Origin of the sequence: Escherichia sp. Marseille-Q3837, assembly GCF_916618735.1 — a bacterium.
GTDB lineage: Bacteria > Pseudomonadota > Gammaproteobacteria > Enterobacterales > Enterobacteriaceae > Escherichia > Escherichia ruysiae.
Genome location: NZ_CAKAKC010000001.1, coordinates 3,851,362 through 3,862,744, shown reverse-complemented (window position 1 = coordinate 3,862,744; position 11,383 = coordinate 3,851,362). Strand labels below are relative to the sequence as shown.

Here is an 11,383-nt window from a genome sequence, read left to right as displayed (position 1 = left end):
ATTTTTCAGTGAAGTTAGGGAACAACTTTAATTTGATGGATTAACGAAAGGAGCCGAGATGGAAAAAACGGCGCTAATACAATTTATTACTGATTACATCGCTTCGCGAAGGCAACCCAAAATCGATGCCTTTGAAAAAGAAGCAGCAAAGAGGCTGGAGCAGGGCGATGATGCCAGCGCCATCGCTCAGGAACGGCAGGAACTTGAAGCACGCTACCTGCCTCGTAACTGGTTAACGGATGCGGCGAAGCGTGTTCGTTCTATAAGGATAATCTCCCACGGGGCAAAATATAGTAATGGTGACTCCAAAGCATATGGACGTTATTTGGAGAAATTCGTCAGCGAGGGATATTTAAATACAGCATCACTGGCAATTATTAAAGAGGATGCTGAAGGCAACGCTGCATTTTATGATGTTGCAAAAATACTCCTAACAGATGTTCACGGAGATTCGTTACTCGCCAGCTTAAAACGTGGCGATTATCAATCATTAAATGCCTTTGCGTTGGATGATGAACAACTAAAACAATGGGTTGAATGCTTTAGTCAAGCATATGCATCGGAGTGGATAAAAGCGCACAAACTATCGAAGCAAATCTATTTCCCTGTGGATGATGGTTATCACCTGTTATGCCCGCTGTTTTCCAGCTCACTGGCGCAGGCAATGTATGAAAATCTAACCGCTGTGCGCTTTAGCGAGGAATCAAAAGCCATTCGCGATGCGCACAAGGCAGGTAAATGGCACTCACAGCCAGATATTCGTTTCCCTAATCTTGCTGAGATGCATTATGGAGGTGGAAATCAACAGAATATCTCCCTGCTAAACAGTGCCAGAGTTGGACGCGTCTGGTTGTTGCCATCAATGCCGCCTACCTGGACGACGCAGGAGCGCGCACCACAAAACATGCGCAGTATTTTTGCCTTACGCGGCGATTTCAATCGCTCAGCTTCGGGCACTATCGCCAGGATGACCTACTTACTGAAAGTTGACATAAACAATGTTCATATCCGTACTGCGCGCGCGAAATATATTGATGAGTTGATAGATTTGCTGTTCATGCAGGCATCCTCTTTTCAGCAAGAAAAATGGCAGGGATGGTCAGCACAATCACCAGAATTACCTCGTCACCAGCAGCTTTGGCTGGACCCGTGGCGAAGCTTGTCAGATGAGGCTTTCAAACTGGAGCGTGAGAAAAACGACTGGCAGAGGATAGTCGCTGATGACTTCGCGCGCTGGCTGAACTATCGCCTGAAAAAAGCAAGTTTCGATGTGGGAGCCGTCGAGCAAAGAGAGTGGCGTAGTCAGTCCCTGTTCACTCAACGGATGCGTGAAATGGAAGCCGTTTTGCAGGAGGCGCTGAAATGAGTTATCTGCTCTTGTTACCCCATATACGCATAGAAAACGCTAACGCCGTTTCCGGGTTGACCTGGGGATTCCCGGCGATGACCCATTTTCTCGGCTATGTTCATGCGCTTTCTCGCAAAGTGGTGGATGAATTTGGCGTAAGTTTTGCCGGTTGCGCAGTCGTTAGCCATGAACAGCATATTCAGGCGTACAGTTCCGGGCGCGATTTTCAGTTCGCTCTCACCCGTAACCCATTAACCAAAGAAGGTAAAACTGCCTCGTTCAATGAAGAGGGGCGTATGCACCTGACGGTTTCTCTACTTGTTGAATGTAATGGCGAAATTACTAATGGTGAATACGGTAGAAAAGCCCTGTGTGACCATCTGAAAATGCTTTGCCAGAGCCATAAACTGGCGGGTGGCAGCATTGTCAGTATGCGCGATCCGCAGCTTTTTCATGCACCTGAAGATGAAAAGCAACTGCGTAAAATCATCTGGCGTTTAATGCCGGGTTACGCGCTTTACGATCGCAGCGAATGGCTGGCTGAACATCACCAACAACATCCTGACATATCGTTGCTTGATGCCTGGCTCGATTTCGCCGCCATTAAATATCAGGCCGAATCCCCGGCTGAAGACAATAGCGCACAATGGACATACCAGCCGAAGCCAATGCCCGGTTTCCTCGTGCCATTAATGTGTGGTTACCAACGTATTTCTCCTGTGTACGCCTCTGGTGAAGTTGAAAATGCGCGCGACACCGTGACGCCATTTGCTTTTGCCGAAGCCGTTTATGGGATTGGTGAATGGCGCGGATTACATCGCATTACTGACCTGCAACCGCTGATGTGGCGCTACCGTACAACGGACACTGGATACTATTGCTCGGCAATACCACTCGTTGACGACCCTATAACTCATGAAGATGACGATTCAGAATAAGGACATAATTATGGCAAAGGCTCCTGTAGCAATAAAAACAGCATCGGTACTGGCATTTGAACGCAAACTGGCAACCTCTGATGCGGTGATGTATGCCGGTAACTGGCAAGGAAATGAATGGCAACCCATTGAAATTCAGGAGAAAGCGGTTCGTGGAACCATCTCTAATCGCCTGAAGAACACGATTACCAGCGATCCCACCAAACTGGATGCTGAAATCCAAAAAGCCAACCTACAACGGGTGGATGTGGCTTCGCTTCCGGTAGATGCAGATACGCTAAAAGTGGTGTTTACGCTGCGAGTGCTGGGTAATTTATCTTCACCTTCAGTATGTAATGATATGGCCTATCAGGAGGCGCTTTCTGAGGTCATTGAAGGTTACATCAGCGAGCATGGCTTTAAAGAGCTGGCGTTACGCTATGCGCTGAATCTGGCAAATGGTCGTTTTTTGTGGCGCAACCGCATTGGTGCTGAGCAGATCCTGGTGAAAGTTACTGCGAATGATACTTCATGGACTTTTAACAGCCATGACTTCTCTTTACGTCAATTTGGTCAAGGCCAGAGTAGCGTCACAGAACTGGCGGCAACGATTGAACAAGGGTTAAGCGGAAAAGAGTGGGTCATGCTTACGGTTGAGGCACAGGTTCGCCTCGGTGCCGGGCAAGAAGTCTTCCCATCACAGGAACTGGTGCTCGACAGTAACAGTAGCAAAAGTCGTGTGTTGTACCAGGTTGCAGGCATTGCCGGTATTCACTCCCAAAAAATTGGCAACGCTTTACGTACCATTGATACCTGGCATCCGAAGGTTGATGAGTTGGGAGCTATCGCTGTGGAACCTTATGGTTCTGTAACCAGTCGCGGTGTCGCTTGTCGTCAGCCAAAAGAAAAACTCGATTTTTATACCTTACTGGATAATTGGGTGACTAAAGGCGTCAAACCGGAAGTTGATCAGCAGCACTACGTGATGGCTGTCTTGATTCGTGGTGGTGTTTTTGGTGAGAAAGCGGAATAAGGAGCTGTCAATGGATCACTATCTTGAGATCCGTGTTCTGCCCGATCCTGAATTTTCGAGTGAAATGTTGATGGCGGCGTTATTTGCCAAATTGCACCGGACATTGGGTGCAAGAGGGCAAGGTGATATCGGCGTGAGTTTCCCGGACATAAACGTTACGCCAGGAGCGCGCTTACGCTTACATGGTAGCGCCCCGGCATTGCAGGAGCTTGAAGACTCAACGTGGCGTAAAGGGCTTACGGATTATTGCCAATGTTCGCCTGTCACTCCCATTCCTGAAATAAAGGGCTGGCGAGTGGTAAGTCGTGTACAGGTTAAAAGTAACCCACAGCGTCTGTTAAGGCGTTCAGTGAAAAAAGGCTGGCTTACTGAAGAACAGGCGATTGAGCGACTGGCGACGCAAGCTGAACAGCGGACCGATTTACCTTTTCTTAATATGAAGAGTTTGTCGAGTCAGCAACAGTTCAAGTTGTTTATCCAGCACGGTGATTTGCGCGCAGAACCGGTTAAAGGGGAATTCAGTAGTTATGGATTAAGCGCAACAGCAACCATACCCTGGTTTTGATGTTTTGCAATTATTAAGATGCCTGGCCGTGCGGCTGGGCTTTTTTTTAGTGTGGACTGGCCGTTGAGAAGATGTGTTGGATATTAATTGTTCATATCCGGGATGTTGTTTTCTTTGCTAAACCATTTCCTGGAGAGAGAGTTATTAAGCTGGGAGGTATACGAAGCCATCTATATGCGAAAAAAAAGCCCGTACTTTCGTACGAGTTCTTCTTAAAATATGGCGGTGAGGCGGGGATTCGAACCCCGGATACGTTGCCGTATACACACTTTCCAGGCGTGCTCCTTCAGCCACTCGGACACCTCACCAAATTTTTGTTGCCTGACCTCATGGGGGCAACGGGGCGCTACTATAGGGAGTTGGAGTAAAACGGTCAAGAAGAATTTATTTAGATTGGTTTGTTTGGTTATGCATTGTTCATGCGGTTCATCCGTCCAGGATTGTGACTGTACATGCTCTGGGCAAGTATTTATCAAAAGCTACGCTGGAAATATGAGATTGAAGACATTCTAATCGACCCTTTTTTCAGGGTGAGATGTAACTCATTGATTTTATTTATTACTATTTTGATGCCTCGAAAAAGGGTATGAATTGGAGATTTTGTAAGTTTTAACAGTAAATCAATCGGATAGTCTGCTATTATTCCAGTTCACTGCCGTACAGGCAGCTTAGAAAAGCTGCGTGGAGTAAGGCCTGTTATTGCGTGTGTTCACTGCCGTACAGGCAGCTTAGAAATGCACACACTGAACGGCGGGATATACAACCTCGTTCACTGCCGTACAGGCAGCTTAGAAAAAACGGACACCCGCCGTAATCCGGGATGGAGTGTTCACTGCCGTACAGGCAGCTTAGAAAGTTCTGGATAGGCAAGCTATCCTGAATATATTGTTCACTGCCGTACAGGCAGCTTAGAAAATCTTCGGTTATACGTTCTTTCACTGCCGTGCAGTTCACTGCCGTACAGGCAGCTTAGAAATCACTAAATCCCTGTTAGACGCGTTATTTGATGTTCACTGCCGTACAGGCAGCTTAGAAATGGGTAAACCCCGCATGACCCGCGCAGACAAAGTTCACTGCCGTACAGGCAGCTTAGAAATTGACGATACTAGAGGGATTTCTTACAGGGAAGTTCACTGCCGTACTGGCAGCTTAGAAACGGGGGTCTCTGGCATACGCTGCTAGAGAATCGTTCACTGCCGTACAGGCAGCTTAGAAAGCCGAAGCCCGGCGTAGCCGGTACGGATCATCGTTCACTGCCGCACAGGCAGTTATAAAATCCATAACCCAATATTTATTTTCTTCCTTAACTCCAGACGCAAAAAAGGCCGGTTAAACCGACCTTTTACTCGTTCTTTCTCTTCGCCCATCAGGCGGCAAAACAATCAGCGACTACGGAAGACAATGCGGCCTTTGCTCAGGTCGTACGGGGTCAGTTCAACAGTCACTTTGTCGCCCGTCAGGATGCGGATGTAGTTTTTGCGCATTTTACCGGAGATGTGTGCAGTAACCACGTGACCGTTTTCTAACTCTACGCGGAACATGGTGTTAGGCAACGTTTCAAGAACGGTGCCTTGCATTTCAATATTGTCTTCTTTGGCCATCTAATCCTCTGGGGTATCACTACCGTAATTTGAACCGGCAAGATAATGCCGAAGTTCTGTAAATAAGTAAAGATTTGCGCGCTAAATCGCAACAAACAGGTTTGGCACATAACTCCGAAAACACACGGCTAAGCCGCACCAAAAGCGCAACGTATAAGGGAGCGGTGAGATAAACGATGGGCGTTACCTGACGCGAAAAATTCCTTATCGGCAGCGGAGTAATGAGCGTAACCAACTCTGCGACCGCAATTATAACACTCTGGAGAGAAATGTGCCGAAAACATTCATTTCTGAGGCGAAAACAATTGCCGTGGCACCCAGAAGTTATTCGGCAATCGTTCCGGGCGCATTTGATTAAGATAATTGAGGTAATCCCTGCGGGGAATTTCGCAGGCGCCAAGCGAAGCTGTGTGATCATTAAGCACCTGACAGTCGATTAATTTGCCACCGTGATGGATAAATTCTTCGCAGAATACCAGGAGCGCCGTTTTGGACGCATTTTCCATGCGGCTGAACATCGACTCACCACAAAATAACGTTCCCTGCGCCACGCCATATATGCCGCCGACAAGCTCGTCTTCACGCCAGACTTCAATCGAGTGGGCATGACCCAACTCGTGCAGGCGGTAGTAGGCTTCAACCACGTCGCGCGTGATCCAGGTTCCTTCTTCGCGATCGCTGGCACAACCTTCAATAACCTGACCAAAGGCGTAATTCATTGTGACACGATAGGGCGAGCGTTTATGAAAGCGTTTCATACTGCGACTAATATGCAGTGATTCTGGCCATAATACCGCGCGCGGATCGGGCGACCACCACAGAATGGGGTCGCCAGGAGAAAACCACGGAAAAATACCGCGTTGATAAGCCATTAACAGACGCGCAGGGCTTAGATCGCCCCCCAGCGCCAGCAAGCCGTTAGGCTCACGTAATGCGCCTTCCGGGGAAGGGAAGGCTATTGAATGGCGAGAAAGCTGAACCAGGCGCATGACCGCAAAACTCCACTACGCAAGTCGGATCGTTCAATAATAGCTCACAAACCCTGCTTAAACTGGTAATAACGCCCCTGTCTGGCAAGCAGTTCTGCGTGAGTACCTTGCTCAATAATTTGTCCGTTGTCCATCACAATTATTTGCTGGAAACGAGAGAGACCGCGAAGTCGATGGGTGACCATTAACACCGTTTTCTCACGCATCATTTCTGCAAGTAATTCAAGGATCTGACTTTCAGTTGTGGCATCTAAGCCTTCGGTTGGTTCGTCCAGCAATACCAGTGGCGCATCGTGTAATAGCGCACGGGCGATAGCCAGACGGCGCAGTTCGCCACCGGAGAGTTGGCGTCCACCTTCACCCAGCCAACTGTTGAGTCCTGCGTCTTCAAGCAGCTTCTCCAGACCGACGCGGCGCAAGATCTCCGCCAGAGCCTCATCACTGCTGCCTGGTGCTGCAAGTAACAGATTATCTCGCAGCGTGGCGCTAAACAGATGTACACGCTGTGGCACAACGCTGATGGTCTGGCGCAGAGTCGCTTCATTCAGGCTGGCTATAGGGCTACCGTTAAGCAAAATTTCGCCCTGTTGTGGGTCCCATGCGCGAGTCAGCAGTTGTAACAGTGTTGATTTACCGCATCCCGTTCGACCGAGAATCGCAATATGTTCTCCGGCGTTTGCCTGAAGGGAAATCCCTTTAAGAGCTTGCTGTGATTGCTCAGGATAAGTGAACTGAACATCACGTAACGTCACGGAAACCTGATCGGCAACATGGGTTTGGGTATCAGGGAAGGTGACTTCCGGTTTTTGATCCGTTAAGTCAGTGATCCGTACTGCAGAGGCAATGACTTGCCCCAGATGCTGAAATGCACCTGTCACCGGCGCCAGAGCCTCAAACGCAGCTAACGCACAGAAGACAAACAGGGCAATTAACGCGCCGGGTTGAGGATTGCCACCAACGCCGCCAGACGCCATCCACAGCATCAGGATCACCGCTAACGCGCCAATGAGCAGCATTATCGCTTGCGATAAAGCGGTTAGTTCAGATTGACGGCGTTGCGCTTCCAGCCACTGAATTTCAGTATTCTCTAACTGCGTACGATAACGATCGCTGGCACCAAAAATGGTCAGTTCAGCTTGCCCTTGCAGCCAGGCTGTCAGTTGCTGGCGATACTGCCCGCGAAGATGAGTCAGATTATGCCCTGTGCTTTTACCAGCACGATAAAATAGCGGAGGCATCAGGAACAACGTCAGCAACATAATGCCGCCCAGCGTGAAGGCGAGGGTGAAATCGAGGAAGCTTAACCCAATTGTCACCACCATAATCACCACAAAAGCGCCCACCAGCGGTGAGATAACGCGCAAATAAAGATGATCGAGCGTATCAACATCCGCCACGACGCGGTTGAGCAATTCGCCCTGACGATAGCGCGCCAGCCCGGCAGGGGAGAGCGGCAAAAGTTTACTGAAGGTGTAAATGCGCAGATGCTGCAATACGCGGAAAGTCGCGTCATGACTCACCAGACGTTCAAAATAACGCCCTGCGGTACGGGTGATTGCCGCGCCACGCACCCCTGCGGCGGGGAGCATATAGTTGAAGCTGTACAGTCCTGCAACGCCCGCAACCGCTGAGGCGGAGAGGAACCAGCCGGAAAGCGTCAACAGACCGATACTGGCGAGCAGAGTAATAATCGCCAGCACAATACCAAGGCTTAACATCCATTTATGACGTTTATACAGAGCCAGATAGGGTAGCAAAGCGCGCATTTAAATCTCCTCCTGACGATGAGCCAGCAATGTAGCGAAAGGACCGTTAGCCACGCTTAATTCCGCGTAACGTCCTTGCTCAATAATCTGACCATCCTGCATTACCCATATGGCGTCCCAGTCAGCAAGATCTTCTAACTGGTGGGTGACCATTAACGTAGTCTGGCGCAAAGAGGCGGCATTCAGCGCCTCCATCACTCGCTGTTCACTGTGTGCATCCAGGCTGGCAGCGGGTTCATCCAACAGTAATAGCGAACAGGGATGCAGTAATGCGCGAGCCACCGCCACGCGTTGCGCCTGCCCCACGGAAAGGCGGGCAGCCTGGTCGCCAACAGGCGTATCAACTCCTTGTGGCAGGAGCGGTAGAAACTCACTGACCCAGGCGTTATCCAGTGCTGTTTGTAACTCTTGTTCGCTGGCATCAGGTCGCGCCAGTAGCACATTGTCCCGTAGTGTTGCTGCTGGTAATTGTGGATTTTGCCCAACCCAGGAGAGATGTTTACGCCACGATTCCGGTGATAAATCACGTAATTCTATCCCGTTGACCCGTAGTGATCCCTGATATGAGAGAAAACCGGAAAGCGCATTAAGCAGTGAACTTTTACCTGAACCGCTACGACCAACCAACACCGCACGTTGACCTGCTGGCAAAGTAAAGTTCAGCGGTCCGGCCAGCGTTTTACCTTCTGGCGATGTGATAAACAGATCCTCGGCCTCAATGGTCACCGGATCGGTCGATGTTAATTCCGTCTCACCGCGCTGCGGATGGGCGAGCGGGGTTTCCATAAACGTTTTCAGACTGTCCGCCGCGCCAACAGCCTGGGCTTTAGCATGATAAAACGTACCGAGATCGCGCAATGGCTGGAAAAACTCAGGCGCAAGTATCAGCGCCAGAAAACCCGCAGCCAGCGTCACGCCAGTATCATAGTGACCAAAATCCAGCTCGCCGAGATAGGAAAAACCAAAGTACACCGCCACAAGGGCAATCGACAGCGAGGTAAAGAACTCCAGTATGCCGGAGGATAAAAATGCCAGCCGCAGCACTTCCATTGTCCGTTGACGGAAATCTTCCGAAGCAGAACGAATGCTTTCAATTTCAGCTTCACCACGACCAAAAATACGCAGCGTTTCCATGCCGCGCAGGCGATCGAGGAAATGCCCACTTAAGCGAGCAAGTGCGAGAAAGTTACGTCGGTTAGCATCGGCGGCGCCCATTCCAACTAACGCCATAAACAACGGGATTAACGGCGCAGTGCCCAGCAGAATAAGCGCCGCAGCCCAGTTAGAAGGGAATATTGCTACCACAATCAGCAGCGGCACCGACACTGCCAGCGCCATTTGTGGCAGGTAGCGAGCATAGTAATCATGCATATCGTCAATTTGCTCGAGTACCAGCGTCGCCCAACTCCCCGCTGGTTTGCCCTGAATCCACGCCGGTCCTGCTTGCTGCAAACGGTCGAGAACCTGGCGGCGGATGGCAAAACGGATATGCTGCCCGGCGTGATAACCCACCCGTTCGCGCAACCAGACCACCCATGCGCGCAACACAAAGGTCAGCACCAGTAAAGTAAAGGGCAGAAGCAGGGCTTCGCGGGGGATGTTCTCCATAATCATGTGCTGCAGAATACGCGCCATGAACCAGGCCTGGGCAATTATCAATATGCCACTCACAAAGCCCAACAGACGAGAAATATTCAGCCACCGTTGGGAGATGACGCTTTGCTGTTTTAACCAGCGGGTTAACTCTTTTTGACGGGATTTATTCATTGCACGCTTAGCAGGTGAGTTATCAGAATTTTTTGCAGGGCAATGTTACAACGGAGGAATAATAAAGGCGACCCATAGTCGCATGGTGTCGCCTTCTTTACTTTTGTTACTGATTTGTAAAATTATTTTGCGTCAGCTAAACCGTCGAGGTAGCGTTCAGCATCCAGTGCCGCCATGCAGCCTGTACCGGCGGAAGTAATGGCCTGGCGATAAATATGATCCATCACATCACCTGCGGCAAAGACGCCCGGAATGCTGGTCTGGGTGGCATTACCATGAATACCCGATTGTACTTTGATGTAGCCGTTTTCCAGCTCCAGTTGCCCTTCGAAAATGGCGGTATTCGGGCTATGACCGATAGCAACAAACAGACCGGCAACGTCGAGCGACTCGATGTTATCGCTGTTTTGTGTATCACGAAGACGAACGCCAGTGACACCCATCTGATCGCCGGTCACTTCTTCCAGCGTACGGTTGGTGTGCAGAATGATGTTGCCGTTCTCCACTTTATCCATCAGACGCTTAATCAGAATTTTTTCTGCGCGGAAAGTATCGCGGCGGTGAATCAGGTGTACTTCAGAAGCAATGTTAGAGAGATACAATGCCTCTTCAACAGCGGTATTACCGCCGCCGATAACCGCAACCTTCTGATTACGGTAGAAGAATCCATCGCAGGTCGCACAGGCAGAAACCCCACGTCCTTTAAAGGCTTCTTCAGAGGGCAGGCCGAGATAGCGAGCAGAAGCTCCGGTAGCAATAATCAGCGCATCGCAGGTGTACTCGCCGCTGTCGCCAGACAGACGGAACGGACGATTCTGCAAATCCACTTTGTTGATGTGATCAAAGATGATTTCAGTTTCAAATTTGGTGGCATGTTCATGCATGCGTTCCATTAATAACGGACCGGTCAGATCGTTTGGATCGCCTGGCCAGTTTTCCACTTCCGTGGTGGTGGTCAGTTGGCCGCCTTTTTCCATGCCGGTAATCAGCACGGGTTGCAGGTTGGCGCGCGCCGCGTAGACAGCAGCGGTATAGCCCGCCGGGCCTGAACCCAGGATAAGCAGTTTACTGTGTTTGGTCGTGCCCATGAGATCCCCATAGTTGTTGGCAGACAATGGGCAGGATTGTAGGGAATTTACAGACGTAAAAAAAGAGTATGACGATTTTGTTAACGATTTGTGCAATCGTCAGAAGCGATAAGCATGTCAAATTCTTCTGTCATTATCACGCCTGCTACTTAATTTTTCCGGTTTATAAGCCGATTAAATGATGATTAAACGCGACTGTTAATGAATAACTGGCATGTTGTACTAAAAAACGATGTTTTGCTTTGACAATCACCTGGTGTTTTGCGAAAACATTCGAGGAAGAAAAAAACAGTATTCTTATATGCGCAT

Annotated in this window: 9 protein-coding genes, 1 tRNA gene and 1 CRISPR repeat array; of the genes, 4 read left to right on the top strand and 6 right to left on the bottom strand. The window is 49.7% G+C overall.

The window, feature by feature from the left end:
• Positions 1 to 58 precede the first annotated feature (58 nt).
• The 4 genes from csy1 to cas6f are packed head-to-tail and all read left to right on the top strand — an operon-like array spanning position 59 to position 3,863.
• Entirely contained in the window at positions 59 to 1,366 is a 1,308-nt protein-coding gene (gene csy1 / locus LG381_RS18655) for a type I-F CRISPR-associated protein Csy1 (protein ID WP_225762753.1), read from the top strand.
• Positions 1,363 to 2,286: a type I-F CRISPR-associated protein Csy2 gene (csy2, locus tag LG381_RS18650; RefSeq protein ID WP_225762752.1), complete on the top strand. Its 924-nt coding sequence runs from the start codon at positions 1,363 to 1,365 to the stop codon at positions 2,284 to 2,286. The genes csy1 and csy2 overlap by 4 nt, the downstream gene beginning before the upstream one ends.
• A 10-nt stretch (positions 2,287 to 2,296) precedes the next feature.
• Positions 2,297 to 3,298, top strand: coding sequence for a type I-F CRISPR-associated protein Csy3 (csy3, locus tag LG381_RS18645; protein WP_225762751.1), 1,002 nt, complete (start codon positions 2,297 to 2,299; stop codon positions 3,296 to 3,298).
• Positions 3,299 to 3,308: 10 nt separating this feature from the next.
• Positions 3,309 to 3,863 carry a type I-F CRISPR-associated endoribonuclease Cas6/Csy4 gene (cas6f, locus tag LG381_RS18640; protein WP_000350180.1) on the top strand — a complete coding sequence of 185 codons (555 nt, stop codon included), beginning with the start codon at positions 3,309 to 3,311 and terminating at the stop codon, positions 3,861 to 3,863.
• A 220-nt stretch (positions 3,864 to 4,083) separates the two neighbouring features.
• Here cas6f and LG381_RS18635 read toward each other — a convergent pair.
• The 6 genes from LG381_RS18635 to trxB form a co-directional block, all read right to left on the bottom strand.
• Positions 4,084 to 4,171 (bottom strand) — tRNA-Ser (locus LG381_RS18635).
• A 339-nt stretch (positions 4,172 to 4,510) separates the two neighbouring features.
• Positions 4,511 to 5,139: a CRISPR direct-repeat array (repeat unit 28 nt; unit sequence GTTCACTGCCGTACAGGCAGCTTAGAAA).
• A 106-nt stretch (positions 5,140 to 5,245) separates the two neighbouring features.
• Positions 5,246 to 5,464 carry a translation initiation factor IF-1 gene (gene infA, locus LG381_RS18630; protein ID WP_001040187.1) on the bottom strand — a complete coding sequence of 73 codons (219 nt, stop codon included), beginning with the start codon at positions 5,462 to 5,464 and terminating at the stop codon, positions 5,246 to 5,248.
• 284 nt (positions 5,465 to 5,748) lie between these two features.
• Positions 5,749 to 6,453 (bottom strand): leucyl/phenylalanyl-tRNA--protein transferase, encoded by a 705-nt coding sequence (aat, locus tag LG381_RS18625; RefSeq protein WP_001241665.1) that lies wholly within the window; start codon positions 6,451 to 6,453, stop codon positions 5,749 to 5,751.
• A 44-nt stretch (positions 6,454 to 6,497) separates the two neighbouring features.
• A complete protein-coding gene (gene cydC, locus LG381_RS18620) occupies positions 6,498 to 8,219 on the bottom strand; it encodes a cysteine/glutathione ABC transporter ATP-binding protein/permease CydC (protein WP_225762750.1) in 1,722 nt (573 codons plus the stop codon).
• On the bottom strand, positions 8,220 to 9,986 hold the full coding sequence (gene cydD / locus LG381_RS18615; protein ID WP_085460575.1) for a cysteine/glutathione ABC transporter permease/ATP-binding protein CydD: 1,767 nt from the start codon (positions 9,984 to 9,986) through the stop codon (positions 8,220 to 8,222).
• A 122-nt stretch (positions 9,987 to 10,108) separates the two neighbouring features.
• On the bottom strand, positions 10,109 to 11,074 hold the full coding sequence (gene trxB, locus LG381_RS18610) for a thioredoxin-disulfide reductase (RefSeq protein ID WP_000537426.1): 966 nt from the start codon (positions 11,072 to 11,074) through the stop codon (positions 10,109 to 10,111).
• Between the last annotated feature and the right edge of the window lie 309 nt (positions 11,075 to 11,383).